General features: G+C 52.8%; 23 protein-coding genes. 18 read left to right on the top strand and 5 right to left on the bottom strand.

Translation table 11 applies throughout. From position 1 onward, the window contains the following. The first annotated feature begins 91 nt into the window (after positions 1–91). The 8 genes from ACEPST_RS08090 (at position 92) to ACEPST_RS08125 (ending at position 8,352) form a co-directional block, all read left to right on the top strand. Complete coding sequence (locus tag ACEPST_RS08090) at positions 92–1,642, top strand: YfcC family protein (RefSeq protein WP_204121199.1); 1,551 nt, start codon at positions 92–94, stop codon at positions 1,640–1,642. 254 nt (positions 1,643–1,896) lie between these two features. Further along, positions 1,897–2,565 (top strand): hypothetical protein, encoded by a 669-nt coding sequence (locus ACEPST_RS08095; protein WP_204121198.1) that lies wholly within the window; start codon positions 1,897–1,899, stop codon positions 2,563–2,565. Between the two features lie 460 nt (positions 2,566–3,025). Then, positions 3,026–4,225: an NAD(P) transhydrogenase subunit alpha gene (locus ACEPST_RS08100; RefSeq protein ID WP_204121197.1), complete on the top strand. Its 1,200-nt coding sequence runs from the start codon at positions 3,026–3,028 to the stop codon at positions 4,223–4,225. Positions 4,226–4,227: 2 nt separating this feature from the next. Beyond that, positions 4,228–4,542 (top strand): NAD(P) transhydrogenase subunit alpha, encoded by a 315-nt coding sequence (locus ACEPST_RS08105; RefSeq protein WP_125575806.1) that lies wholly within the window; start codon positions 4,228–4,230, stop codon positions 4,540–4,542. Continuing rightward, positions 4,539–5,954: an NAD(P)(+) transhydrogenase (Re/Si-specific) subunit beta gene (locus tag ACEPST_RS08110; protein WP_204121196.1), complete on the top strand. Its 1,416-nt coding sequence runs from the start codon at positions 4,539–4,541 to the stop codon at positions 5,952–5,954. Before ACEPST_RS08105 ends, ACEPST_RS08110 begins: the two co-directional genes overlap by 4 nt. A 563-nt stretch (positions 5,955–6,517) precedes the next feature. Continuing rightward, positions 6,518–6,907, top strand: a complete 390-nt coding sequence (locus ACEPST_RS08115) for a GntR family transcriptional regulator (protein WP_395390647.1) — start codon at positions 6,518–6,520, stop codon at positions 6,905–6,907. Further along, positions 6,885–7,595, top strand: coding sequence for an ABC transporter ATP-binding protein (locus ACEPST_RS08120; RefSeq protein ID WP_204121194.1), 711 nt, complete (start codon positions 6,885–6,887; stop codon positions 7,593–7,595). Before ACEPST_RS08115 ends, ACEPST_RS08120 begins: the two co-directional genes overlap by 23 nt. Further along, positions 7,588–8,352 (top strand): ABC transporter permease, encoded by a 765-nt coding sequence (locus ACEPST_RS08125; protein WP_239064503.1) that lies wholly within the window; start codon positions 7,588–7,590, stop codon positions 8,350–8,352. Before ACEPST_RS08120 ends, ACEPST_RS08125 begins: the two co-directional genes overlap by 8 nt. 60 nt (positions 8,353–8,412) lie before the next feature. On the opposite strand, the gene ACEPST_RS08130 is transcribed toward ACEPST_RS08125, so the two are convergent. Further along, positions 8,413–8,847: a MarR family winged helix-turn-helix transcriptional regulator gene (locus ACEPST_RS08130; RefSeq protein ID WP_203643428.1), complete on the bottom strand. Its 435-nt coding sequence runs from the start codon at positions 8,845–8,847 to the stop codon at positions 8,413–8,415. A 101-nt stretch (positions 8,848–8,948) separates the two neighbouring features. On the opposite strand from ACEPST_RS08130, the gene ACEPST_RS08135 reads away from it, so the two are divergent. Together ACEPST_RS08135 and ACEPST_RS08140 are read left to right on the top strand one after the other, a co-directional pair. Further along, the gene (locus ACEPST_RS08135) at positions 8,949–10,337 is read left to right on the top strand and encodes an MDR family MFS transporter (protein WP_395390649.1); all 1,389 of its coding nucleotides are present in this window, start codon (positions 8,949–8,951) and stop codon (positions 10,335–10,337) included. Between the two features lie 106 nt (positions 10,338–10,443). Next, positions 10,444–11,514 carry a 2,3-butanediol dehydrogenase gene (locus ACEPST_RS08140; protein WP_204121192.1) on the top strand — a complete coding sequence of 357 codons (1,071 nt, stop codon included), beginning with the start codon at positions 10,444–10,446 and terminating at the stop codon, positions 11,512–11,514. A 46-nt stretch (positions 11,515–11,560) separates the two neighbouring features. Here ACEPST_RS08140 and ACEPST_RS08145 read toward each other — a convergent pair whose 3' ends face one another. Further along, the gene (locus ACEPST_RS08145; protein ID WP_204121191.1) at positions 11,561–12,277 is read right to left on the bottom strand and encodes a sulfite exporter TauE/SafE family protein; all 717 of its coding nucleotides are present in this window, start codon (positions 12,275–12,277) and stop codon (positions 11,561–11,563) included. Positions 12,278–12,409: 132 nt separating this feature from the next. On the opposite strand from ACEPST_RS08145, the gene ACEPST_RS08150 reads away from it, so the two are divergent. From ACEPST_RS08150 to ACEPST_RS08165, 4 genes are all read left to right on the top strand, one after another. After that, the gene (locus ACEPST_RS08150) at positions 12,410–12,862 is read left to right on the top strand and encodes a VOC family protein (RefSeq protein WP_204121190.1); all 453 of its coding nucleotides are present in this window, start codon (positions 12,410–12,412) and stop codon (positions 12,860–12,862) included. 267 nt (positions 12,863–13,129) lie between these two features. Next, positions 13,130–13,483 carry a VOC family protein gene (locus tag ACEPST_RS08155; protein ID WP_204121189.1) on the top strand — a complete coding sequence of 118 codons (354 nt, stop codon included), beginning with the start codon at positions 13,130–13,132 and terminating at the stop codon, positions 13,481–13,483. A 154-nt stretch (positions 13,484–13,637) separates the two neighbouring features. Continuing rightward, positions 13,638–14,168 carry a MarR family winged helix-turn-helix transcriptional regulator gene (locus ACEPST_RS08160; protein WP_204121188.1) on the top strand — a complete coding sequence of 177 codons (531 nt, stop codon included), beginning with the start codon at positions 13,638–13,640 and terminating at the stop codon, positions 14,166–14,168. A 42-nt stretch (positions 14,169–14,210) separates the two neighbouring features. Continuing rightward, the gene (locus tag ACEPST_RS08165; RefSeq protein ID WP_204121187.1) at positions 14,211–15,980 is read left to right on the top strand and encodes an ABC transporter ATP-binding protein; all 1,770 of its coding nucleotides are present in this window, start codon (positions 14,211–14,213) and stop codon (positions 15,978–15,980) included. A gap of 71 nt (positions 15,981–16,051) precedes the next feature. On the opposite strand, the gene ACEPST_RS08170 is transcribed toward ACEPST_RS08165, so the two are convergent. Continuing rightward, on the bottom strand, positions 16,052–17,776 hold the full coding sequence (locus ACEPST_RS08170) for a phosphatase PAP2 family protein (RefSeq protein WP_204121186.1): 1,725 nt from the start codon (positions 17,774–17,776) through the stop codon (positions 16,052–16,054). Positions 17,777–18,076: 300 nt separating this feature from the next. On the opposite strand from ACEPST_RS08170, the gene ACEPST_RS08175 reads away from it, so the two are divergent. Together ACEPST_RS08175 and ACEPST_RS08180 are read left to right on the top strand one after the other, a co-directional pair. Then, positions 18,077–19,636: a glycoside hydrolase family 31 protein gene (locus ACEPST_RS08175; protein WP_204121185.1), complete on the top strand. Its 1,560-nt coding sequence runs from the start codon at positions 18,077–18,079 to the stop codon at positions 19,634–19,636. 27 nt (positions 19,637–19,663) lie between these two features. Continuing rightward, entirely contained in the window at positions 19,664–21,100 is a 1,437-nt protein-coding gene (locus ACEPST_RS08180) for a glycoside-pentoside-hexuronide (GPH):cation symporter (RefSeq protein ID WP_204121184.1), read from the top strand. 83 nt (positions 21,101–21,183) lie between these two features. Here ACEPST_RS08180 and ACEPST_RS08185 read toward each other — a convergent pair whose 3' ends face one another. Together ACEPST_RS08185 and ACEPST_RS08190 are read right to left on the bottom strand one after the other, a co-directional pair. Continuing rightward, positions 21,184–21,498: a winged helix-turn-helix transcriptional regulator gene (locus ACEPST_RS08185; protein ID WP_204121183.1), complete on the bottom strand. Its 315-nt coding sequence runs from the start codon at positions 21,496–21,498 to the stop codon at positions 21,184–21,186. Positions 21,499–21,518: 20 nt separating this feature from the next. After that, a complete protein-coding gene (locus ACEPST_RS08190) occupies positions 21,519–22,538 on the bottom strand; it encodes a PucR family transcriptional regulator (RefSeq protein ID WP_204121182.1) in 1,020 nt (339 codons plus the stop codon). A gap of 291 nt (positions 22,539–22,829) precedes the next feature. On the opposite strand from ACEPST_RS08190, the gene ACEPST_RS08195 reads away from it, so the two are divergent. Together ACEPST_RS08195 and pcp are read left to right on the top strand one after the other, a co-directional pair. Next, on the top strand, positions 22,830–25,049 hold the full coding sequence (locus ACEPST_RS08195) for an alpha-galactosidase (protein ID WP_204121181.1): 2,220 nt from the start codon (positions 22,830–22,832) through the stop codon (positions 25,047–25,049). Positions 25,050–25,166: 117 nt separating this feature from the next. Beyond that, complete coding sequence (gene pcp / locus ACEPST_RS08200) at positions 25,167–25,814, top strand: pyroglutamyl-peptidase I (RefSeq protein WP_395390650.1); 648 nt, start codon at positions 25,167–25,169, stop codon at positions 25,812–25,814. Positions 25,815–25,858 lie beyond the last annotated feature (44 nt).

A 25,858-nucleotide genomic window follows, 5' to 3' on the forward strand; every position in this document is an offset into this window, starting at 1 on the left:
ACGTGGTCCAATCGTACGGTGATGTTGGTGACACCCGTTCTTGGACCACGTTTTTCGTTTGGCGTTAAAAATCACTTAAGGGGTGAAATTAATGGATGCATCAGTCGCACCAAAACCGAAGAAGAAAAGATTTAAATTAAAAATGCCCGGCGCGTTTGTCATTTTATTTGTTTTGACCATCGTTGCCGTGCTCGCTACCTACATTATTCCAGCCGGTTCATATTCTAAGCTATCATATAGTGGTTCCCACCTGGAGATTTCTCGTCCAGCTGGTAAGACCGTTAAAGTACCAGCGACGCAACAGGAACTGGATAAACTGGGCGTGAAGATTAAGATCAAAGAATTCACGTCTGGTGGGATTACGCAAGCGGTCTCGATTCCCAACACGTATCACCGCTTGAAGCAACGGCCAGCCGGAATCGGCGCCATTACCACGAGTATGGTCAACGGGACGATTGAAGCCGTTGACATCATGGTCTTCATCTTCGTTCTTGGTGGCTTGATTGGGGTCGTTAAGGCCAGTGGGGCCTTTGAATCTGGCCTGATGGCGTTGACGAAGAAGACGAAAGGGCACGAGTTCTTACTGATTTTCATGGTTTCCATTCTCATGGTTCTTGGTGGGACGTTGTGTGGGATTGAAGAAGAAGCGGTGGCCTTCTACCCGATTTTGGTGCCTATCTTCATTGCGATGGGCTACGACTCCATCGTCTGTGTGGGGGCTATCTTCCTGTCGAGTTCAATTGGTACCGCTTTCTCAACGATTAACCCGTTCTCCGTCGTGATTGCCTCTAACGCTGCCGGGATTAACTTTACCGAAGGGATTACTTGGCGGATTGCTGGGTTGGTTGTGGCGGCGGCCTTCGTCGTCGCTTACCTGCACTGGTACAGTAAGAAGGTTAAGGATACGCCATCATTCTCATATTCATACGAGGATAAGAGTTCCTTTGATAAAATGTGGTCCGTTTCCTCTGATGACACCGCCAACACGGCCTTCACGATGCGTAAGAAAATTATCCTGGTCTTGTTCGTGGTGACGTTCCCCATCATGGTCTGGGGCGTTATGTCCCAGGGCTGGTGGTTCCCAACCATGGCTTCTTCCTTCCTCCTCTTTGCCATTATCATTATGTTTATTACCGCTACTGGTAAGTATGGTATCGGTGAAAAGGGTGTTGTTGATGCCTTCACCAATGGGGCCGCAAGTTTAGTTGGGGTGTCATTGATCATTGGGTTAGCCCGTGGGATTAACTTGGTGATGAACAACGGGATGATTTCCGATACGATTTTGCAATACTCCTCGAACCTGGTTGCCCATGTCAGTGGGTCCGTCTTCATCATTGTCATGATGCTGATCTTCTTCGTTCTGGGATTCATCGTGCCTTCATCATCTGGTTTAGCTGTTTTGGCAATGCCAATCTTTGCGCCGTTGGCCGATACGGTTGATATTCCTCGGTTCGCCGTGGTTACCGCTTACCAATTCGGGCAATACGCAATGCTGTTCCTGGCCCCAACCGGTCTGGTGATGGCCACGTTGCAAATGCTGGACATGAAGTACTCGCACTGGTTCAAGTTCGTTTGGCCAGTTGTGCTGTTCGTGCTGTTCTTTGGTGGCGCCATCCTCGTGATGGAAGTGCTGTTCAGCTAGAAGGGCGATGTGGTTTCTGTTACGGACTATCACAAAGTGTCATATTTTGGCATCAATCACGATTAAATCAACTGAGGATCGACTTGCGGGTCGGTCCTTTTGTGTCATCAGTGGATTTTGGTTTAATTATTTTCCGGCTAAAATGGTGGCGCTAGGCACATTGTCTACCAGAAAAATAGCTGAGACCCGGCAAACGTGTGGTATACTAACGCTTCGTAGGCTTTAATTTCGAGATTTTCTAAGGGGGAACCAACTTGGCACTCACAACCGCCAAAAACTTTTTACTAGTAACCGAACATATTGGGCAAAAACCCACGTTGCGGACGCGCTTCACCACGCAGGCATACCTCGTGCTGGCGACGCTCCTCGACCTATTGGACCAAGAGATTCTTCAGGTAGAGGGTGACCGGTTGATTGTGGTTGACGAGGCCCACTTGGATCAACAGCCGGCATACCTGAATTCATTCCGGATTCGGTTGACCAGTGACCTTGCCCAGGATGACCGCTTGAAGACGGCGCTGAAATTGGTGACGAGCTGGGATATCGTCAACGCCATTTACGACGGCATCGGCGCGGAAACACTGGCGGAGCAGACCACGGAGCGGGTGCTTTTTCAAAATAATTTGAAGCCCCACGTGATCTACGAACCCACGGCGACCAGTAAGCAAGAGGTCCTGACCACACTCAAGGACCAGATTCAGGCGGGCAAGCTGACCCGGGCTGGCAGTAATTTGTTCCTGATCTTGTCGCAGCAGGACGCCTTGAAATGGTTGTTTGACGAGGCTGAATCCGCGACGTTGTCCGAGCAATTCGCAGCCGCGACGGCGGGGGATAGCTACGTGCAAACCGTCAAGCAGGTGACGGTGGCCGCCGCTGAAATCATCCAGATGAAGAAGTTCGAGATGGATGGTTGGCTGAGCTAAACGTCGCCATGGCCTCCGGGCTGATGAAAACTGGGCCTGGTCGCGTCCGTTCCCGGCGCCTTGGCTCGCCTCTGGTCACTTCCACAACCGGCCCAGTTTTCCCAGCCCTGCGGTTGACACGTGTTGTACTCGGCACCAGTCCACGACTTGGTGGTGTTCACTGAACAAAGTCTGGCTAAATCTACCGCGTTTGCGGCTGGCCTGATAAATCAGAATTCACCATTATTTGCAAGTCAGGACATTCACTGAATTTATTTGCGTCAAAATAAGTGGCCACTCACAATCATGCTGAGTGGCCATTTTTGTTGTCCTGGCTGGTTTTAAGGGTGAATGACCGGTGGACGAATCACGTTGGACGGTCAACTTATTAACTGTCGAATAAAGCAGGTCAAACTTGTTTTGACCCCCGGAGAGGCCTATGCTGAAATTGTGAAGGAATTCTCAAAAGGAGATGGGTGGCATGTCATTAACGATTGCTGCTTTACGGGAAGCACCCGGGGAAAACCGGGTTGCCCTCTCACCAGAAGTGGTACGGAAGCTGGTCAAGAGTGAATTTCAAGTGCTGATTGAGGCCGGGGCCGGGACGCGGTCCTTCTATCCGGATGCCGTTTACGAGCAGGCCGGGGCCAAAATCAGTGAGCGAAGCGCCGTCATCAAGGGCGCCGATGTGATTGCGACCATTGGTCAGCCCGGCGCTGACGTGGTCGACCAGTTGACGGCCGGGCAAACGTTACTGGGCCTGTTGCGACCGCTAACGGATTTGGATTATGTCAAAGAATTAGCGGCGAAAAAGGTCAATGCCTTAGCCTTTGAGTTATTGCCACGGACCGTTTCGCGGGCCCAGACCATGGATGTGTTGAGTTCACAGGCCAGTGTTGCCGGTTACAAAGCGGCATTGTTAGCAGCCGACAGCTTTGCCCGGTATTTACCGATGATGATCACGGCTGCTGGGACCGCGAAACCTACCAAAGTCTTGGTCTTAGGGACCGGGGTTGCCGGCCTGCAGGCCATCGGGACCGCCAAACGGCTCGGTGCCATGGTATCCGGTTATGACATTCGGCCAGCCTCACGCGGGGAAGTCGAATCACTGGGTGCGACGTTCCTGACCACATCCGTCTCTGCCACCGGTGAGGGCGGGTATGCCCGCGCCTTGACGCCAGAAGAAACGGCGCAACAACAGGACGAGCTGGCGGCGTTCATTGCCCAAAACGATGTGATCATCACGACCGCGCAAGTGCCTGGACGGCGGCCACCTTTGTTGGTTACCCAGAAGTCCGTGGATACGGCCAAGGCGGGAACCTTGTTTATCGACCTCGCGGCGAGTGAATTGGGTGGTAACGTCGCCGGTTCACAGCCGGGCAAGACCGTGACGACGCCACAACAGGCGCAAATCGTGGGGGCTGGCGACATGGCCAGTCAATTGCCCGCCTCGGCATCCGACATGTTTGCCAAGAACGTGCAAGCCGTGCTGAACGCGGTTGTCCAGGATGGCAAATTGGTGCTGGACGTGGACGACGAAGTGGTTGGCGAACTGCTGGCCACCTATCAGGGTGACATCATCAGTAGCCGGGTACGTGAAGCGATGAAATTGCCACCACGTGAGCCCGCCAAACCGGCGGAAGCACCCGCAGAATCAACTGAATCCAAAGGAGTTGATTAGGCATGAGTCAGGAATTATTTACAAATTTAGCGATTTTTGTCTTGAGTCTGTTAGTGGGATTTGAAGTCATGAGTAAAATTCCCGCGACCCTCCAAACGCCCATGATGTCCGGGGCGAACGCCATTCACGGCGTCGTTGTCGTGGGGGCCTTCGTGATTGCAGCGGAAGCCAACAGTGCGTTATTTTATGTTCTCGCCTTTCTGGGTGCCTTCTTTGCGGCCGTCAACGTGGCCGGTGGGTACACCGTGACCGACCGGATGTTGGGCATGTTTGACCGGAAACCAGCTGCCAAGAAGGGGGAGGCTGAGCAGAAATGAGTACGCTACAAACAATTTCGTCCTTAATTTATCTGGTCTCCGCCGTTTGCTACGTTCTGGGGGTCCACCTGATGCGCTCGCCAAAGACGGCGCGGAAGGGGAACGGCCTCTCCGCCGTGGGGATGTTTCTCGCGGTCATCACGATTATTGTGACGATTATTATTGAAGGTAAAATTGATGCGATTGGCTGGATTGTCTTACTGGTCGGCCTGGCGCTGGGGATTCTCTACGGGGTCGTCAAGGCGCGCAAGGTGCCGATGACCGACGTGCCCCAGCTGGTCAGCCTCTTTAACGCCGTGGGTGGCGGGGCTGCCGCTACAATTGGGATTTTCGATTACCTGTTAAAGGGTGACGGTGCCGGTCTGAGCGTGGCCTTCTCCCTGCCCGTCTTTCTGGACGTGGTCATCGGGGGCATCACCTTCTCCGGCTCACTGATTGCGACCGGGAAACTCTCCGGCCACGTTTCCGGGAAGCCCATTAGTATTCCGGGGTCGCGGTTGCTAAATATCATCGTGGTCATCGCGATTCTGGCCTCCGCCTACCTGATGATGGGGCTGACGACCAATGTCTGGTACGTCACCTTGGCATTGGCGATGAGTCTGATCTTTGGCCTGCTGATGACCTTACCAATTGGTGGGGCCGACATGCCGGTCGTCGTTTCGCTATTAAATGCGTTCACGGGTTTAGCCGTCGCCTTTGCCGGCTTTGTCATCAACAACCAAGTCCTGATCATTGCCGGGGCCTTGGTCGGGGCGGCCGGAACCATTTTGACCTTACAAATGGCCGATGCCATGAACCGCTCCGTGGCCAATATCTTGGCTGGGGGCTTTGGGACCGGTGACAGCGACAGTGGCGCGGCCGCAGCGGACGTGCCCGTCGACGTGAAGGAAACCTCTGCCGACGACATTGGCCTGCAACTGGCCTACGCCCACAGCGTCATGATTGTGCCCGGTTATGGCTTAGCCGCCGCCCAGGCCCAACATGAAGTGGCCGAGTTGGCCAAAGTCTTGACCGACCAAGGCATCAGCGTCAACTACGCGATTCACCCAGTTGCTGGGCGGATGCCGGGTCACATGAATGTTTTATTGGCCGACGTCAACGTGCCGTATGAACAAATGAAACAGCTGGATGATGCCAACCCGATGTTTGAAAGCACCGATGTGTCCTTGGTCATTGGGGCCAACGACGTCACAAATCCACTGGCCAGAGAAAGTGGCAACGCCATTTCGGGGATGCCAATTCTGGACGTGGACAAGTCGAAGTCCGTGGTTGTCATCAAGCGTTCCATGAGTACCGGGTACGCTGGGGTACAGAACCCGCTGTTTGCGATGGATAACACGCAAATGTTCTTCTCCGACGCCAAGAAGGGTCTCCAGGAGATCGTGGCGGCTACTAAACAGTATTTGGAATAGTTTTTGATTTTTGATTGCTGACGAGGTTGTGGTAGGCTGGCCGCCTGCGGCTTCCAGGACTACGCCTGCTGTGGGGCCGGTTTCCGCCTGAGGGGCGGGCTCCCACCTCAACTTTGAGCCCTGCGAGAATCATGCAGGTCTCAAAGGTTGTCCCAGTCTGTAAGCCGGCTCAAAACGCCGACCAACAGACTCGACACAGCTGGCTCCGTCCTGGCTTCCTCCGGCTCCTGGTTGTGGTCTCACTATGCCATTGTGGTGGCCACAATCTACTGGTGTTCCTGCTGGTCCGGTTAGTCGGTTGGCTGTTAATGGACTGCTGGCGTTGACTGATTAGGTAGATTCAGTGCTTGCTGAAGGCAGTTATGTTGGCTTAATTCTCTAAAAATAATCACCTACATTTGGTGAAAAAGCACGTTCCAACAAAATTCGTTTGTAACGACGAAGGCAGTTGGGACGCGCTTTTTACTGTGTCAGCGGAATTATTTTAGAGGCAGGGACTTGTTAACAGTCAGTTTGCATGTTATAGTGTAATAGTCAAATAGAACACTAGGGAGGCAGGACAAATGAAGTTTGATGATAAGGTGCCAATTTACTATCAAATCAAGAATTATCTTTATCATGAAATGATGACCGGCGCTTTAAAGCCAGGGGACAAGCTGCCGGCCGTTCGTCAGTTGGCGGTGGATTTGACGGTTAACGTCAACACCGTGCAGCGGGCGCTCGGGGAAATGATCACGGAGGGGATTCTTGAATCTCAACGGGGAAAGGGGAATTTCGTCACCATGGATGAACAACGAATTACCCAGTTAAAGGAGCAGTTAGTCATGGAACAGTTGGAGCGGGTCTACGAACAATTACACGCACTTAACTTAACCGATGAACAAATCATTACGAGCTTGAAACAATACATTGCACAAAGGGGGCAGCGAGATGACCAACGTGTTAGCGATTAATCAATTAACTTACAAGCACAACTTGAAAACGATTTTGAAGGACGTTGACCTGACCCTGGAGACGGGCAAGATTGTCGGCCTGTTAGGGGAAAACGGTGCCGGGAAGACGACCCTGATGCGGTTGATCACGGGGAGCGCCAAGGGGTCTGGCACGATTGCCGTGTGCGGTGACAGCGTGGCGGCGCACCATAAGAGCCACGTCAGTTTCACGGAACAACTGCGCGGATTCAAGCCCAACACGCGGATCGACCGGGTGGCCAATTTTTACCGGACGGTCTACCCAGACTTTGACGGGCAACGGTTTGAAGAACTGATTACGTTCTTACAGATCGATACTAGCCTGAAGCTGGGGGCGCTGTCCAAGGGGATGAAGGAAAAGGTGGTTATCGCCTTGACCTTAGCGCGCCAAGCCCAGTTGTACCTGCTGGATGAACCATTCAGCGGGATTGATTCCATGAGCCGAAAGCGGATTATCAGTAGCATTATTAAATGGAAGCCAGAAGACGCCACGATGGTCATCTCGGATCATTACGTGTCAGAAATCGCGCCCATCCTGGATGAAGTGGTGATTGTGAAGGACCAGGGGATTTATGCCCACAAGCCAAGCGATGCCATTCGTGAAGAATTTGGCATTGGCATCGAAGCTTACTACGAAAGTTTATACGAGGGGGGCGTCAAGCATGACTAGTTTTGGGTCAGTTTTTAAAGTGATGAGTAAGGACCGGTTCCGAACCACCAGCAAGGTGATCCTGGCGGAACTGGCTGTGATTGCGGTTACCCTTTTGTGGAGCGTGGCGACACGGGAAGTTTCTTCCGGGGAATTCTTTGGCGTCACGGCGTCTTGGTCGGGGCCAGCTTTCCTTGCCGTGTTTATCTTGATGTCAGTCGCTAACGAACACGTTTATACGCGCGATACTTACCGACTGATTCCGGTTGGCGAGACGAAATTATATACCACGAATTTGCTATCTTCCTTCGTCATGTACCTCTACTTCGGGATTGTTCAGGTGGTGCTCTACACGATTACCGCATCGATTGATGCCGATTTCATTAAGGGCATCTTGGACGGTATCACGGGGCCTGCGTACACGAACCTGGAAGCCGGTAAGATTGTCATCGGCTTACTGTTGATGGGACTAGCCATGGTTATTCTGGGCTGGACCACGATTTCACTGGTCCACTTAGTGGTTAGCGCGACGAACAATTTCTTGCCAAATGTGAGCCGCCGGGCCATCAACGTGGTGCTCTACGTGGTCGTCATCTACCTGGTTGTGCGGGTTGCTGCCTTCATGCTGCACGAGGTCAACAACCTTGGTGGCATCATGAGTACGGGTGGACAAGGCCAATTTATCCTCAACATCGTCGGTATCCTGGTCATTGCCGTGATTGAGGCTGTGATCAACGTCTTCCTGCTGAAGAAGTGGGTCGAGACGATTCCAAATTAATAGATCAATTTAAAAAAGCCCCTGAACGACCGCGTAATCGGCAACGTTCAAGGGCTTTTACTAGTCTTGGGGTAAATGCACGTGGTCCTCCACGTATTGCATGGCGGCCAGCAGGTGCTGCGTTTCCGCCGCGGATAGGCCAGCGAAGAGGGTGGCGACCTGGTCGTCGGCCCGCTGGTTCAACAGGGCCAATTGCTCCTGGCCGGTGGGGGTCAGCGACAGACGCTTGGCTCGTTTGTCAGTCTCGTCCGGTGTTTGGCGCAGTAAGTCTTGTTCCACCAACCGCTTGAGGACGCGGCTGAGATAGCCCTTGTCCACGGTCAGTTCCTGAATCAGGAGGCTGGCGGTGTCGCGGTGGTGCTCGCCTATTTCTAAAAGGATGCGGGCTTCCAGTAGCGTTAAATTTGTTTTGAGGTGGTACTTATCGGCGAGGTGAAAGATTCGGGTATAGAAACGGTCGAATGCCCGAATTTGGGTGATGGCTTCATTATTCATGGCAGGGCTCCTTCTGTAGTTGACAAAGGCAACTATCGCCATTATGATTAGATAAGTTGCTTTTGTCAACTAAATTCTCTGGAAGGTCGTTTGACTTACATATGCATAAGAACCGCTTCTCCTTTAGCCTCATCATGGTGGGGGCATTCCTCAGCGTGCTGAACCAGACGCTGATGTCCACCGCCTTACCCGCCATCATGCGGGCGTTTCACATTACGACCGCCCAGGGACAGTGGCTCAACAACGGGTATTTACTAATTAATGCCCTGATGATTCCGACCACGGCGTACCTGATTAAACGCTACACCACGCGGCAACTGTACTTAACGGCGTCACTGATTTTTATCGTCGGCTCCCTGATTGGGGCCACGGCGCAGCTTTATCCCGTCCTGATCATTGGTCGGATGATTCAAGCGCTAGGGGCCGGGATTATTATTCCACTGGTCAACGTGGTCGTGATGACGTCGACCAAGCCCAGCGAACGGGGCGCGGCGATGGGCATCGTCGGGCTGGCGCTGAACCTGGCACCGGTCCTCGGACCCACTGTGGCCGGGGTCATCCTGACGCACCTGAGCTGGCAATACTTATTTGGCCTGACGTTGCCACTCATGGTGGTCGACATTATTTTAGCGCCCAAATTCTTGCGCAACGTGGGGGAACTCCATAAGCAACGTCTCGACCGAACGGGCTTACTGCTGTCTGGGTTCGGTTTGACGTTAGCCCTCTATAGCTTCTCCAACGTGGGGGAGACGGCGTTCTGGTCAGTAAAAGGCGTCGTGCCCCTGGTGGCCGGCGTGATTCTGCTGGGCTTGTTCGTCAAGTGCCAGTGGACCAAGCGCTATCCATTATTAAATTTGCACGTGTTCCGTTATCGCCAATTTAATTTACCACTGATCATCAACATGTTACTGATGGTCACGATGTACGGGAACGCCATCATCATTCCGGTACTGGTCCAAAACGTGTTTCACCAAAGTGCCTTCGTCTCGGGGCTGACACTCCTGCCTGGGTCGGTCTGCACGGCCATCATTTCGCCGCTGAGTGGGCGTTTTTATGATAAATATAACTTCCGCCGGATGGTCATGATTGGCCTGACCATCGACATGAGTGGTTCGCTTATGTTGAGCGCCACGGGGAGTCACGCCTCAATGGCCTACGTGGTCGCGGGGCAAACGATTCGGCAACTGGGACTGGTCTTGGTCCTGATTCCGATTCAGACGCACGCCTGGTCGATGTTGCCGTTGCCAATGATTCCCGATGGGGTCGCGGTCTACAACACGTTGCGCCAGGTGGCGGCTTCCTTTGGGACGGCGCTCCTGGTGGCCATTATTAGTCTGACCAGTACCAGCCACATTCACTGGTCGATGAACAGCCAGCTGGTCGGAATCAAGTTCAGCTACCTATTGTCGACGGGGATGGTCTTCGTCTGCTGGTTGCTGGCCCGTCAATTGAAAAAGTCTTCGAAGCTTGATCCGGTCGAATCCGACTAGGTCGGGCTTTTTGATTGAGGGGAAATGTTTGATACTAACCTTTTGAAAGAGCTATACTATCATTAGTTACATAATTCACATACTATCTTTGAGGAGGTTCCTAACAGTGAAAGCAGTTAGAGTCTATGGCAAACAAGACGTTCGGTTAGAAGACGTGACCATCCCTGAGCCCAATGATGATCAGGTCCAAATCAAGGTGAAATTTTGTGGGATTTGTGGAAGTGATTTGCATGAATATTCAGAAGGGTTGACCCTTCCGACTAGTCGGCATCCTCTTAGCGGTAAGAAACTCCCGATTACAATGGGACATGAATTTGCTGGTGAAGTTGTCAAAGTAGGTCAGGCAGTGACCCAGTTGAAAGTGGGCGATCCAGTTGCGGTGGAACCGCTGATTGCTTGTGGTCATTGTGATAACTGTCGTGCAGGAAAATATAATCTTTGCGAAAATGCCATTGGCGATGACGGTAGTAGTAATTTCATTGGTTTCTCCGATGACGGTGGCTATGCAGAGTATGCCAACATTCGTGAATTCTTTGCTCACAAGATGCCAGCTGGTATGAGTTATGAATTAGGGGCCGTCACAGAACCGACGACGGTTGCATACGAAGCTATTAAAAAGAGTGGCCTACGTGAAGGTCAAACTGTCGCAGTTATGGGGGCCGGCCCGATTGGCTTATTGACGGCGGCCTTGGCAAAGATTGCTGGGGCAACTCGGGTGTTCATTTCTGACGTGTCTAAGGAACGATTACAAAAAGCAAAAGAGTTAGGTTTGACTGATCTATTGAATCCTGAAAAGGACGATGTTGCGACAACGATTAAGCAGGCAGTGCCAGGTGGTGTCGATATTGTTTACGATGCTGCTGGTATTCAAGCAACATTTGATACCGCAATTCGCTCGGTCAAAAAGGCAGGTAAAGTGATGTTGATTGCTCTATTTGCTAAGTCAATTACGGTGGATGTGACTAACCGATTAATTATGCAGGGGTTAGATATTTTGACAACGCTGGGTTACAACAATGATTACCCAGCTGTTATGCAAATTATTAATCAACACCAAGACTTGTTTAATCAAATTATTACGAAGAAAATCCCACTTGATCGGGCTATTGAAGATGGGGTGAAGACGTTGGCTGTTGACAAATCTCAAGTCAAAATCTTAATTTCACCTGAACTGTAGTGAAACCCAAAAAAGGAAGCAGCCAGCACGGTTGCTTCCTTTTAGTTTAAATAAATAAGTAATAGAGTCCACTGAGACCAATGAACACGTAAATCAGGCGTTTCATGGTCGTCACGTTCAGGCGATTCAGCAGGTGGGCGGCAATCATGGTCCCGGTGATGGCGCCGACCATGCCAATCAGAATCAGGGGAACCAGGTGAATGGTCACGATACCACTGGCCACCCGCAGACTGGTGATGTAGAAGGTGTCAATCAGGAAAAATGTTTGGAGGTCCGCCAGATACTGGGACATCGAGTGGGCTTTGGAGAGAAAGTAGAGCGCCATTAGCGGTCCGCCAATCCCAAACAAGCCGTTGAAGAATCCCGAGATAATCATAAAAAGCCCGGCGATGAACCAGGGATACTGGCTGTCGCCTTGTCGCTTGCTGAAGGTAAAGTAGATGGAGAGGGCGACTAACAGGCCTCCCAGCAACATCCGTAAGAGGTGGACATCCAGAACGTGGCCGAGATGTACCGACCAGGTCGCTACGCTGGCGTAAACCAGAAAGGGAATGATAATGCGGGTCAGTCGAATTTCGTGTCGATTACGATAGACCAGGGTGATGACGCTGCCGAGCATCATCAAACCGGCCACCCCAGCACTTTGGTCGATGGGCAGAATATTCGGTAGAAAAATCATCATCATGATGACGGCGCCAAAGCCAGTCAGGCCTTGAACCAAGCCACCACAAAAGCCCGCGAATAAAACAATAAACCATGCCAACGGGAGTGCCTCCTTTGTTAAGTCTCTAATTAGTGTGGCCGAAATGGGGTTAGCTGTCAATGAGTAACGTCACTTGACAGTTTGGTGGGCAACTCGTTTAATGAAGCTAAGACGATTAAGGAGATGTTCACGATGGATGCCAGAACCACACCTTATTTTTCCTTTGCCAACGCGAAAGAGGCCGTTGCCTACTACCAAGATGTTTTTGGGGCGACCGAGGTCTATCGACTGAGTCCTGATCAACAACAGGCCCAAGCCCTGAATCTCCCGCCAGACACGAACCTAGCCGATATCACGATTTACGGGGGATTCAAGATCATGGACCTGAATTTCTGCTTCTCGGATGCTTCGGGTGACCAACCACAGTCGTCCAATCAGGTATCGGTCATGTTGGATATTAACAGTCAGGACCCGACAGCCGAAGCGGCCTTGCTCAAGCTGTATCAGCGGGTCGTGGCTTCGCGGCAAGTGACCGTGAAGGTGCCGTACAAGACGCAGTTCTGGGGCAATAAGATGGGCACCGTGATCGATCGGTATGGGGTGTTCTGGATTTTTAACAGTTCACCGTGGACGACTCAAGCTTAACGAGAAAATAACGCCAGTGAGGGATGACCTCGTTGGCGTTTTTTAAAAGCGTACAAAAAAGCCCTCATCAATCCGAGATGAGGGCAACTAGTTGATCCATAGGTTACATCTGGAATGTACAGAGCAACTAGGCAGGCGCAAACCTGCATGACCTATCATAACTGTTTTGCGGTGGAATAGCTAGGGTTATTTGGCAAGTTGTCTAAATTGTTTTTGATTCGGTGCTGGGGTAGACTAGGTTTTACCAAATTCAAAGGACGTGAATCGATGAATAAGACCCGCATCATGCTCTACGTGACCGATGTTGATCAGACTGTTAATTTTTGGCAGGAGAACTTTGCCCTGCCTATAGTGGCGACGAATGCGTTGCCCGATGGCTCACAGAACATTGTGCTCCAGATGAACGCCGGCACCGAGCTCTCATTCTTCTCACGGGACTTCATCAAAAAGTTTTCTCCGGAGGTCCTCGACGATGTGCCTTCGCTCATGTTTTTCAGCGACAACTTTGACGCCCTACATGAAAAATTGGCAGGCGCCACGCCAATCGCTGATAACAATGGACTACCCACGTTTGCTTTTCCGGACCCCGACGGCCGATACTTTGCCGTGGCTAAGGTTTAGGGGATAAAATTTAAGGATAAATTTCAAGGCCGCCCTTACGTGGACGGCCTTTTATCTTGCCCAGAAAAAATAGTTCAAAAGTAGTTAGTTTTAGTTTACAAAAGCTAACTATCGTGATAATATAATTTCCATCAAGAACGAGGAGGCATTTTCGATGAGTGAAAAAAGTCGTGAGTTAATGCAAACGTTTGGCAAGTTACTACAGAACCGGGCCTTCATCATGTCCGTGGGGCATCAGGCGGGGATGGGCGGTCACGGAGGACCCGGTGGGGGTCGCGGTCAAATGCGGCTGCTCCACCTGTTGTATCAGGCCAAGAATGGGCTGACCAACGCGGATATCTCCGAGATGCTAGATATCCGGCCCAGTTCCGTTAGTGCCGGTATCAGTAAGTTGGCGGATGCGGGACTGGTGGAACGGGTGCCGAGTGAAAACGACAAGCGGGCCGTCATTGTTAAATTGACCGACCAGGGGCGCCAGATGTTTGACCAATATGACGAGCGCGTCGACGATTGGTCCGAAAAGTTATTTGGCAGTCTATCCGATGAAGAACAAACGCAACTGCGTGACCTATTGACGAAGGTGACGCACCACGTGGGCGATTTGAAGATGGATGAGTTCATGCCCAATCACCACAACTGGCCCCACCGCGGCATGGGACCCATGGGACAGCGGCCCCGCTGGTAAGCAATCGTCGCTAATTAAGAGAGTGCTGGAGGCATAAGAGAAATGGAACACAGAATGGCAGCACCGGCGACCGCCCGCAAACGGCCGACTGGCAAGTTTGATATCAAAGGATTTTTACATCTGATTCGGCAAACGAAGCCGAAGTATTGGCAGTTGTGGGTCGGCCTGTTCCTAGGCTTACTTGCCACGGGCGCACAGTTAGCGGTGCCCAAGCTGGCACAATCATTAATCAACGGACTGGGTCATGCGCTGAACAAACCCATGTTGATAACGGTCATCGTGTTATTTATTGTGAGTGCGGTCGTGAGTGCTATTTCCGGCGCACTGCTGGGGTTCTTCGGTGAAAACGTCGTGGCCCGGTTACGCGAGACCTTGTGGCAAAAATTAGTCCGGTTACGGGTCAGCTACTTTGACAACGTGAAGACCGGGGAAATGACTTCCCGGCTGGTCAACGATACCATGCAGATCAAGAATCTACTGGCCAACTCGTTTCCCCAGATGGTCACTTCCTTACTCCAACTAGTGGGGGCGTTAGTGATTATGGCCCTGATGGATTGGCGGATGACGACCATCATGTTCGTCGCCGTTCCCGTCGTCATGCTGGTGATGTTCCCCATCATGCGGCAGTCCGGGAAAATTGGCCATCAACGGCAGGATGCTATGGCCACGTTTAGCGGTGCCACGGACGAAACGCTGAGTGAGATTCGACTGGTGAAGTCGTCTAACGCTGAGGGGTATGAAACGCAAAACGGCGCGACCCAGATCAATGATCTGTACCGCATTGGGTTGAAGGAAGCCATTTACGATTCCATCGCAGGGCCGGCCATGACTGCGGCCATGCTGGCGGTCTTTGTTGGGGTCCTGGCCTACGCGGCTGCTCGGGTATCGGCCGGCACCATGACGATGGGCACCATGTTCTCCTTCCTGATGTACCTCTTTCAAATCATCGGCCCAGCCGGCACGTTAGCGCGGTTCTTTACGGACCTGTCCAAAGCCAACGGCTCGACCGAACGGGTTCGGGATTTACTGGCAGAACCAGAAGAACGGCTGACCAGTGGGCCAACCCAGTCCGTGACCGACCAGACCTTGGCCATGGAACACGTGGACTTTGCTTACGAGGATGACGGGCAACCGGTCTTGCGGGACGTGAATTTTGAAGCGAAACCCAACACGGTCGTGGCCTTTGCCGGGCCATCCGGTGGTGGGAAGTCGACCATCTTTGGGATGATTGAACGTTACTACCACCCACAACAGGGACGGGTCACCATTGGTGGTGAGGACGTTGAGGCGTTTAACCTGAGCGATTGGCGGTCTCAAATTGGGTATGTCAGTCAGGACTCGGCCATCATGGCGGGGACCATCCGGCACAACTTAACCTACGGGGCGGACCAGAACTATAGTGACGCGGAACTCTGGCACGTTTTACAGTTGGCTTCCGCGGATGGCTTTGTCCACAACATGGCTGACGGCCTGGACACCCAGGTAGGTGAACGGGGCGTGAAGGTGAGTGGCGGTCAACGCCAACGGCTGGCGATTGCCCGCGCCTTCCTGCGAGACCCGAAGATCTTATTGCTGGATGAAGCCACGGCTAGTTTGGACTCAGAGTCCGAAGCCATGGTCCAACAGGCATTGACGGAACTGATGAAGGGCCGAACAACGCTGATCATTGCCCACCGGTTGAGTACTATCGTGGACGCGGACAACATCTACTTTGTTGAGGACGGCCACATTAGCGGTAACGGGACGCACCAAGAACTGATGGCTAGCTTACCAATCTACCGGGATTACGTTCGGATTCAATTTAAAGAATAGACCATGCAAAAGGGACCGCAATAACTGGCCAATACCAGTCATTGCGGTCCCTTTGTCATGCCTTGATAAAATTACTTAACGAGTTTAACAGCGTGCTTGGTGTAGCTGATGTGCCAGCCCTTAGGCAGACCAGAAACGTGGGTGAACTTACCCGTCCGCTTGTGGAAGGTCAGGAGCTTGGTGCCATTCTTGAGACTCCCCTTGGTCAGCTTCAAAGTGCCACCCAATTTGGCCGTCTTCTTGATGGTCACGTGGGCGTTGCGAGCCAATTTCAGTTGACCAGCCTTTTGTTGGTAGTTGCCCTTGACGGTAACTTTGGCCGTGCTGAGTTGCAGCACACCACCGGCCAACTTAACGTTACCGGTACCGGCTGCGGTTGCGTTCGCGAGTTCCAACGTCCCGGCCTTCAAAGTCGTGCCGTTGAAGCTGTTGTGGCCGCTTAAAATCAACCGTCCAGAGCCTTGCTTGGTCAGTTGACCCTGACCAGCAATGTCGTTTCGCCAGTTGTCCTTGGCGTTGAAGCCACCTTGTTTGGCATCCATGTTGACGGTAACGTTGTCGTTCAGGGCACCGTAACCATTGGCAGCGGAGAAGAGGTCTAACCGACCCCAGCCTTCAGCGTCGTCCATCACAGGGTAGCCAGAAGGCATTCCTGTCGTGTAGAGCACGTCACGGCGTTGGGTATCGCTTAAGTAAGGCAGGCGGGTTGCCAACAGAACTTCGGCGCCCTTAGGCACGCGCATCGCTTGGGTCGTGTCGCCGGTTTGGTTGAAGCCGTAAGTCATTCGGAAGCGGTAGGCGTCACGGTTCGTTTGGTAATCGCTGAAGGTATCCGTTGCGGTGGTGTCCTTGCTACCAAGCAAGGCGTCAGAATGCGCCACTTGGTAAGCTTGCTTCATGAGGTCGCGGTTGTTGCTGTCGTTCAAGGTTGCGGCGGTCATGGCCGTCCCAACCATCCGACCACCCATGACGGCGAGTGGGGAGTGCCGGCCAGCCAGAACGCGGTCGTAGCCGACTTCGGAAGAACGCGTCAGGAGTTCCTGGAAGCGTTCAGGAACGGCGTAGGCCAGTGTCAGCCCACTTTCAAATGCGGCGGTCGTGTGGCCACTAGGGAAGTCGTAGTCGTCGGCCTTGGCAGCGGCCATGACTTTGGACAGGGCGGGCACGACTTTGACTTGATCACTCTGACGGTAAGGCCGGACGTACTTCACCACGTGCTTCACCACACCGGTTCCGGAGAATGGTGAGCGGGCCGTGGTGTTCACGAGTTGGACCAGGGGCCCGAGCGTTGAGGTTGTAGAAGCCCAGTTGACCTTGCTGTAAGGCGCGTTAGCGGGAAGCGGTTCGCTAGGCATCGAGTTGAAATCGGTTTGGGCATCGGCGTTCTTGACGAAGGCAGTGGCGTAAGGTCCTAAGCCGGAGATCAGGTTGTAGCGCAGGTCCCGCCGGTCGGTGAGGTAGGAACGCTCGGCCTCGGTGTCATTTCTGTGCTGCGTGATATCGGCTGCTTTGGCCACGTTTTGTGCCAGCAGGCCTTCGTTCAGCTTCTTGCCGTCTGCCCAATATGTAGAAAATTCAGCCATTTCACCCACGACCGGATTGTTTTGTTGGGTCGTGTTCTTGCTGACGTTGGCTTGGTACGTGTCCACAAAGTAGCCGTAAGGTGCAGCTTGTGGGGTCAGGTTGTCCGTGACCGTTTTGGCTTGGGCGACCGTGGTCATCAGGGGTAAAGTGACGGCTGCAAGGGAAACCATCGCAGCAGCTTTGCGGGTCCAGGTGCGTTGTCGCATTTTCATGAAAATTCCGCCTTTCATCTTGAACGTGTCGAGTTGTTTTCAACTTTCAGGTACGTTTTCATCATAACCGACCTCGTTTACAAAGTCAGTAGGGTTAATGAAAATGATACAGAAAGCATACGGAATCAATACATAACGTTCGTTTTAGACCGGTAAAGTAAGTGATTTAACTAATTAGGGGCGGGGATGTCTTAGGGGGTCAAATGAAAGCGATTCACTTTACTGTTATTTTGCCTGCTCATTCGATATGATGTGTGCGGAGTCGGGTTTTAAAAATTAGCATTGGAAAGGAATTTTGTGATGATCACTGTCAACGAATTAACGACCAACCTAAAGCAACCACTTCAAATTGAAATTTTAACCGGAGAGGAGTGGTATGGGGGCGACATTTTTGCTGGCTCACAGTATCCCTTGACCAAAGGGAGTTCGTACAAGTTAGACCTGTTCCACCTGGAAACGTACAATCAGGTGGCGCCAGCCTTCATTTCGTCCAAGGGTCGCGTCTTGACCAGTCAGACGCCATTTTCACTGACAGTTAGTGGGGACCGCCTGAACGTTGTCACGCAGGATCACGTCAAATTAGTTGCGGGCAATGATGGTCTCAAGGGGTCACAGCAATGGCTAGCGCAGCATACGTTCGAGTTGGGCAGCCTGCCACCACAAGAGTTCTTTGAGCTTCCCCAGTGGAATACCTGGATGGAGCTGTTGTACAAGCAGAATCAGACCGACATCTTAGCTTATGCACACAGCATTGTGGCTAACGGCTTTCCGGCCGGCATCATCATGATCGATGACTTGTGGGCGGATTACTATGGTCGGTGGGAATTCTCGGCGCGTAAGTTCCCAGATGCCCCGGCAATGATTCAAGAGCTACATACTTTGGGCTTTAAAGTAATGGTCTGGGCCTGCCCATTTGTCAGCCCAGATTCACCAGAGTTCCGTGACTTACGGGACCGGGATATGCTGTTGAAACGCCCAGATGGCAAGCCAGTCGTCCGCGAATGGTGGAACGGCTACAGCGCCATTCTGGATCTCAGCAATCCGGCCACCTATCAATGGTTCAAGGAAACGCTGCAAAACCTTCAGGAAACCACTGGGGTCGACGGGTTCAAATTGGATGCCGGCGATAGTTACTTCTACCGGGACGATGACGTGTCTCACATGAATTTATCCCCGGTCCAACAGACCGAGTTGTGGGGCAAGTTTGGCAAGGAGTTCCCTTACAATGAATTCCGAGCGCTCTACAAGAATCAGGGCGCAGCACTGGTAAACCGCTTACAGGATAAGCAATTCGCCTGGGGTGAACAGGGGTTGTCCGAATTGATTCCGGATACCATTGCGCAGGGGTTGATGGGGTATTACTTCAGTTGTCCTGACATGATTGGTGGCGGGGAGATTGGCAGTCTGAAATCCCTTGAGACCTTTGATCAGGAGCTCATCGTGCGCTCGGCACAGTGTTCCGCGTTGATGCCAATGATGCAATTCTCCTTGGCACCGTGGCGGGTCCTGGACCAGGAACACTTAGATATTTGTCGGCAGACGGCTGACCTGCATCAACAATTCGCGCCAACCATTATTAAATTAGCGGAACACGCCGCTAAAACAGGGGAACCCATTGTTCAAACGATGGCCTATGACCATCCAGAGACGCCGCAAGCCTACCTGAAGAGTCAGTTCAAGCTTGGCCCCGCCTTACTGGTAGCCCCAGTCTTGGAAGCCCACGCGACGACCAAGTCCGTGTATTTCCCAGCGGGTCAGTGGCAGTCCGTGACGGACGAGACCGCCGCAACCATCACCGGTCCGGCCGAAGTGGATGTGCCCGTGACCCTCAGTAGTTTACCGGCTTATCGGCGTCTGTAATTAATTGATAGAATCGAGGATGAAAGCATGGAAATGGATCAGAGCGTCAAGCAAAACAAAATTTTAACGCGAACCACGTATGCCTTTGGGGCCTTTGGTCACGATTTATTTAATCAAGTCATGAATAGCTATTTTATTATGTTCGTGACCAATCACCTGTTCAACGGTAGCGATACCGCCGCCAATAACCGGATGATCGGGATTATGACGACTATTATCTTTGTTCTGCGGATCGCCGAACTGTTCATTGACCCCTTCATTGGGAACACGATTGATAAGACGAATACCAAATGGGGGAAGTTCAAGCCATGGGTGATCATTGGGACCTTGATTTCCGGGGTCTGCATGATGCTTCTGTTCAGTAACCTCTGGGGCCTGACGGAAAGTCCATTCATGTACCTGTTTGTCTTCACCTTTATTTACATCATCATGGATATCTTCTTCTCATTCAAAGATATCGGCCTGTGGTCCATGTTACCCGCACTGTCCTTCGATTCTCTGGAACGGGAAAAGACCGCAACCATCGCGCGGATTGGCTCGACCTTAGGTGGGACCATTGTGACCGTGACCATTATTCCGGTTATTCTCTTCTTCTCTAAGAGTAATGAAGGGGGTACCGGGGACTCCCGTGGGTGGTTTATCTACGCCGCCATCGCTGCCATTATCGCAATTTTGGGAGCGCTTTCTATTGGCTTTGGGACCCGTGAAGTGGAATCACCACTGCGGGAAAACAAGGAAGAAACTGGCTTTAAGCAAGTGCTGGGTGTCCTGGTCCACAACGACCAACTGATGTGGTTATCCTTTGCCTACCTGCTCTACGGGATGGGCGCTTATCTGACCAACTCCCTGATGCTGTACTACTTCACCTACGTGCTGGGTCACGCGGCGATGTTCTCCATTCTGGGGATGGCCAACATGGTGATCGGTCTGCTGGCTGTTTCCATGTTCCCAGCCTTAGCCAAGAAATTTAAACGGCGGAACGTGTTTGTCTCATGTATCGTGATTCTCTTAGTGGCGTTGGCGCTGTTCTCCTTTGCCGACAAAAACGTTTGGCTGGTCATCTTAGCGGGTGCGCTGTTTAACCTGCCACAACCCCTGATCTTCCTGGTTGTGCTGATGACCTTCACCGATATCGTGGAATATGGGCAACTGAAGTTGGGTCACCGGGACGAATCCCTGGTTCTCTCCGTTCGTCCACTGATTGATAAGTGTGCCGGCGCCGTGGTTACTGGGATTACGGGGATGACGGCCGTCCTTGCCGGGATGTCTGGCAACGCCAAAGTGACCGACATTACCGCCAGCAACGTCATGACCTTTAAGCTGATCATGGTGGTTGGACCAGCGATTGCCGTCTTGATTGGGACATTCATTTTCCTGAAGAAGGTCAAGATTACTGAAGAAAAGCATGCGGAAATTGTGAATGAGTTGGAAAAGACTTGGAACAAAGACGAGAATGACAAGTAAGTGAATTGACGTCAAAAAAGCGGTTGGCATGAGGTTAGTCCAACCGCTTTTGGTGTATTCAAATGGGGGGACTGAGCTGGAATTTAGCGGGAAAGTTCTCGCGTTAGCTGCAGATTGCCCCAGTCCTCCAGCGTCGTCAGAATCGCGTGAAACGTGGCGCCGTCAGTGGTTAACCGGTAACTGTAGTCGTCCTCGGGGATGGTTTCAATCAGGCCAAGTTCGCTCAGCTTTTTCAGCCGGAGTAAGAGGTTGAACGTGGAAATACCGCGGACGGTCCGGCGAAGCTCCATGAAGTCCGTGGGAGCGGGATCAAGTTGGTACAGAATCAAGGCGTACCAGCGTTGGTGGAGCACATCTAGGCCAAGCTCGCTTCCCAAATTTAACTGTGTTAATGCCATGAGTCAGGTTCCTTTCGTGATTAGAGTGCTAGGTAATTGAACAGGCGGTAGCTGAGACGCATGCCGAAGGTTCGGTCGGGATTGTCAAAGTCGATGTCGATCAGGTCTTGAATCTTGGTGAGCCGTTTGCCCAGGCTGTTGCGGTGTAAATCGAGCTTGGCCGCGGTCTTGGTGACGTGGCAGTCGTTTTCCAAATAGACGGCCAACGTGTGGAAGAGCGCGGCGTGCTGGGCCTCGTCGTACTGCCGTAACGTGAACAGCTGCGTGCACATGGTGTTTTTCAAGAGCGTGCTGTTATCCACGTGGTCCAAAATGATGTAGATGTTGTACTTTTGCGTGGGGTTGAGTACCGTAACTGTCCCTAAACGCCGCGCAATCTGTTCGGCCTGGCGACAGATGCTGAGAAATTCGGGTGTCTGGGCCACATCTTCGTACGGTTCGGAAATGAAGAAGACGTGGTGGGACTGCTTGCCCAGCTTGGTCAAAACGGCCTGGGCCCGGGGTAGCTGACTGGCTGACAGAAGCAGGACCAAGCCGGCCGGCGTTTCGGTCAGGGGCAGTGGTGCCGCTAAGGTTTGTAGCGCGGTCATCAGCTCGGCTGGATGGGCGATTCCCGGTTCGGTGCTCACCGTGACGCAGACGATTTTGTCGGTGACCAGTGATCGGAGCAGGTGCGTGTCTGTTTGGTCAGGGGCCTGTAGGAGCTGTGCCAGCACCGTGTTGACCTCACGTTGAGTGGGATTGAGTGCATACCGGTCGGTGAAGTTGTTGATGACCTGCAAGACAAGCCGCAGCTGGTCTGCGGGGATGGCTTGGGTTTGCGGCCGAACCAGGTACCAGGGATGCAGCGCTTGTGAATTTAATAGGGTCCGGGGGTGTGGTTGATCAGGTTGGTCGCCGGCAGTCGGACTCTGGCTGATAATCGCGCCGGCTTGGTCCACGATTGAGACGGGTTGTTCTAAGTAATGAGCAATCAAAGCCATGAGTTGGTCTAGTGAGGCACATTGAATGGCGTTCAGTAAAAATGCTTCGTTTGTCAAAATTATTCCTCCGGTGTGCAGAGTGCCTATTGATTTTATTTTTGAGTGGTCACTGTTACCGCTGAACGGGTGATATAACAGCGCTGTCGCGATATTTCGCTGAAAAATAGCTTAGCATTTAGTGGGCAACTTGTCCACTGATACGACGCTGGCTGGCGGGGAACCGTTCCAATTTCAGAACGACCGTGGCTATCGTTGTATCACTCAGATGTTGTTCAGTTTGAGATGTCAGCGCTTACAAAATATGCTACGATACGTATAGAGGTCAAAACAATTGAAGGGAGCACAATCATGTCAATCTTAGTTAACCAGCACCAGTTTCACCTGCAAACGGCGCACAGTAGTTATGTCTTTCATGTGATGGAAAATGGGGAATTGGGCCAGCTTTACTACGGCCCCCGTATCCACGACCAAGCCGCCTATCCTGAGCTGATGGTCCGCGAGGTTCACGGGGCCGCCCCGGCCTGGCGGTTGGATAAACCAGACTTCCAGCCGGAAACGTTGAAGCAGGAGTTTGCTAGCCTGGGCAAGGGCGATTATCGCGACCCGGCGTTTCAGATTACCGGACCGGATGGCAGCCGTATCAGTGAATTTCAGTATCAGGATTATGAAATTATTGATGGTAAGCAGCGACTGGTTGATTTGCCAGCGACCTTTGACGATTCGGACGACGACGCGCAAACGCTGCTAGTCACCCTGAAAGATGCGGTGAATGGCGTCACGTTGACGCTGAGTTACGCCGTGTTCCCTAACCAGGACGTAATTGTCCGGAGTGCTAAATTTGACAATCAAGGTGAGCAAACGGTGATGTTGGACCGCGCCTTGAGCCTGCAACTGGACTTGCCGGATGCCAAGTATGACCTGCTCCAGTTCTCTGGAAGCTGGGCCCGGGAGCGCCACCTGGTGCGGTCGCCGTTACACAGCGGCACCCAGAGCATTGGTAGCCTGCGGGGCGCATCCAGTCCGCAACAGAACCCCTTCATCGCCTTGGCACGACCCGAAACGACCGAGGATCAGGGGGCGGCGATTGGCCTGAACCTGGTTTACTCCGGGAACTTCCTGGATCAAATCGAGGTGGATTCCTACGGGGCCGCCCGGATTTTGACCGGCATCAACCCAACCGAATTTGGCTGGCAGCTGACGGCGGGAAGCAGTTTCCAAACGCCGGAAGCCATCCTGAGTTACACGTCGGCCGGCCTGAATCAACTGAGTCAGCAGATGGGGGCCTTCTACCAGCATCACCTGGTCAATCCCCGGTTTGCGCAAGAGCCACGGCCTGTGCTGATCAACAACTGGGAAGGCACCTACTTTAACTTCGATGAAGCCAAGCTAACGGCGATTGCCAGTGATGCCAAGAAATTAGGAATTGAAATGTTTGTTCTCGATGACGGTTGGTTCGGCCACCGGGACGACGATACCACGTCGTTAGGGGACTGGGACGTTTACGCCGCCAAGTTGCCGAACGGCATTGCCCACCTGGCCGAACAGATTCATGGCATGGACCTCAAGTTTGGCTTATGGTTCGAGCCGGAAATGATTTCCGTCGATAGTGACCTGTACCGGGCCCACCCCGAATGGTTGGTCGTGGCGCCACACCGCGAGAAGACGCCGGGCCGGAACCAATTTGTCCTCGACATGGCCAACCCGGACGTGGTCGATTATCTCTATGGCAAAATTAGTAAATTGATTGTGGAAGCGCATTTGGATTACATCAAGTGGGATATGAACCGGAACATCACGGAAGCCTACAGTGCCACGCTGACGGCCGACCAGCAACTGGAATTCACCCACCGCTACATGCTGGGCGTTTACCGGCTATACGCGCGGCTGACCACGGACTATCCGGAAGTCTTGTTTGAATCTTGTGCCTCCGGTGGTGGTCGGTTCGACCTGGGCATGATGGCCTACGCGCCTCAAGCCTGGACCAGTGACGATACCGATGCCATTGAGCGGCTGCGGATTCAGTACGGCACCTCATACGGGTACCCGCAAGCGATGATGGGCGCGCACGTCTCGGCTGTGCCAAACGACCAGACTGGCCGAATCACCTCGATTGAAACGCGGGCAGCTGTGGCCTACTTTGGCGACCTGGGTTACGAGCTGGACGTGACAAAATGTTCGCCCGCGGAGAAGGCGGCCATTAAGGAACAAGTGGCGTTCTACAAGCAACACCGCGAGTTGTTCCAGCAAGGCACGTTCTACCGCATCGACAATCCCTTTACCGGGGATGGCAACGTGGGTAGCTGGGCGGTCGTCAGTCCCGACGGCCAACACGCCATTGCGGCGCGCTACCAAATTTTAAACCGGCCCAATCCAGCCTACAATCGGCTGTATCTGCGGGGACTCCTGCCCGACCAACAGTATCGGGTGTCCGGCGACCAGCACGTGTACTTTGGCGATGAGCTGATGCATGTCGGCCTGTTCATTCCGCACCTTCTGGCCTCGACGGAGGGTGTCGAGGAGTCGGCGGACTTTAGTTCACGGTTGTTTGTGATTGACGCTGTAAAATAAGTAAGCAACTTAAAACTCAGGTAGCCGACGTTATGTTGGTTGCCTGATTTTTTTGACCAATTTTGGCTGAACTGGCGTATAATTCTCATCAAATACTCATAATAGGAGGCCGAGAATATGAAAATTTTAGTCACGGGGTTTGATCCGTTTGGCGGCGAGCCCATGAATCCAGCGATTGCCGCGGTTAAGCAGCTACCAGATGAGGTTGCGGGCGCGACAATCGTGAAGCTGGAGATTCCCACGGTGTTTGGCAAATGCGCGACGGTGGTGCGGCAGGCTATTTTGACGGAACAACCAGATGTCGTGTTGAATATTGGCCAGGCCGGTGGGCGCGCAGCCTTGACGCCGGAGCGGGTCGCCATCAATCTGGATGACGGGCGGATTCCGGACAATGCCGGACAACAGCCGATTGACCAGCCGATTCAGGCGGACGGGGCTGCGGCGTACTTCACCCAACTGCCGGTCAAGGCGATGGCCCGGGCCATTCGGGCGGCGGGGCTGCCGAGTAGCGTGTCGACCACGGCGGGGACCTACGTCTGCAACCACATCATGTACCAGGTCCAGTACCTGCGCGCCACGGAATTTCCGCAGTTGCGGGCGGGCTTCATGCACATCCCGTTTCTCCCCAGTCAGGTGACGACTAGGCCAAGCCAACCGTCGTTGTCCTTGGCGGATGACGTTCGGGGGATTACGGCGGCCATCACGGCCATCGTGGACCGCGACGGGCAGGGGGATGTGGCGACGATTGAGGGAACGTTGAATTAGAATTTTGATAATTGTGGATTGAAAAAATCGTGGACTGGGATGGG

Source organism: Levilactobacillus sp. FUA 3915 (assembly GCF_044053135.1).
Classification (GTDB): domain Bacteria; phylum Bacillota; class Bacilli; order Lactobacillales; family Lactobacillaceae; genus Levilactobacillus; species Levilactobacillus lanxiensis.

Coding starts and splice junctions, on each gene's coding strand:
- ACEPST_RS08090 (WP_204121199.1), top strand. CDS start 92: ATGGATGCATCAGTCGCACCAAAACCGAAGAAGAAAAGATTTAAATTA.
- ACEPST_RS08100 (WP_204121197.1), top strand. CDS start 3,026: ATGTCATTAACGATTGCTGCTTTACGGGAAGCACCCGGGGAAAACCGG.
- ACEPST_RS08105 (WP_125575806.1), top strand. CDS start 4,228: ATGAGTCAGGAATTATTTACAAATTTAGCGATTTTTGTCTTGAGTCTG.
- ACEPST_RS08110 (WP_204121196.1), top strand. CDS start 4,539: ATGAGTACGCTACAAACAATTTCGTCCTTAATTTATCTGGTCTCCGCC.
- ACEPST_RS08115 (WP_395390647.1), top strand. CDS start 6,518: ATGAAGTTTGATGATAAGGTGCCAATTTACTATCAAATCAAGAATTAT.
- ACEPST_RS08120 (WP_204121194.1), top strand. CDS start 6,885: ATGACCAACGTGTTAGCGATTAATCAATTAACTTACAAGCACAACTTG.
- ACEPST_RS08125 (WP_239064503.1), top strand. CDS start 7,588: ATGACTAGTTTTGGGTCAGTTTTTAAAGTGATGAGTAAGGACCGGTTC.
- ACEPST_RS08130 (WP_203643428.1), bottom strand. CDS start 8,847: ATGAATAATGAAGCCATCACCCAAATTCGGGCATTCGACCGTTTCTAT.
- ACEPST_RS08135 (WP_395390649.1), top strand. CDS start 8,949: ATGCATAAGAACCGCTTCTCCTTTAGCCTCATCATGGTGGGGGCATTC.
- ACEPST_RS08150 (WP_204121190.1), top strand. CDS start 12,410: ATGGATGCCAGAACCACACCTTATTTTTCCTTTGCCAACGCGAAAGAG.
- ACEPST_RS08155 (WP_204121189.1), top strand. CDS start 13,130: ATGAATAAGACCCGCATCATGCTCTACGTGACCGATGTTGATCAGACT.
- ACEPST_RS08160 (WP_204121188.1), top strand. CDS start 13,638: ATGAGTGAAAAAAGTCGTGAGTTAATGCAAACGTTTGGCAAGTTACTA.
- ACEPST_RS08165 (WP_204121187.1), top strand. CDS start 14,211: ATGGAACACAGAATGGCAGCACCGGCGACCGCCCGCAAACGGCCGACT.
- ACEPST_RS08170 (WP_204121186.1), bottom strand. CDS start 17,776: ATGAAAATGCGACAACGCACCTGGACCCGCAAAGCTGCTGCGATGGTT.
- ACEPST_RS08175 (WP_204121185.1), top strand. CDS start 18,077: ATGATCACTGTCAACGAATTAACGACCAACCTAAAGCAACCACTTCAA.
- ACEPST_RS08180 (WP_204121184.1), top strand. CDS start 19,664: ATGGAAATGGATCAGAGCGTCAAGCAAAACAAAATTTTAACGCGAACC.
- ACEPST_RS08185 (WP_204121183.1), bottom strand. CDS start 21,498: ATGGCATTAACACAGTTAAATTTGGGAAGCGAGCTTGGCCTAGATGTG.
- ACEPST_RS08195 (WP_204121181.1), top strand. CDS start 22,830: ATGTCAATCTTAGTTAACCAGCACCAGTTTCACCTGCAAACGGCGCAC.
- pcp (WP_395390650.1), top strand. CDS start 25,167: ATGAAAATTTTAGTCACGGGGTTTGATCCGTTTGGCGGCGAGCCCATG.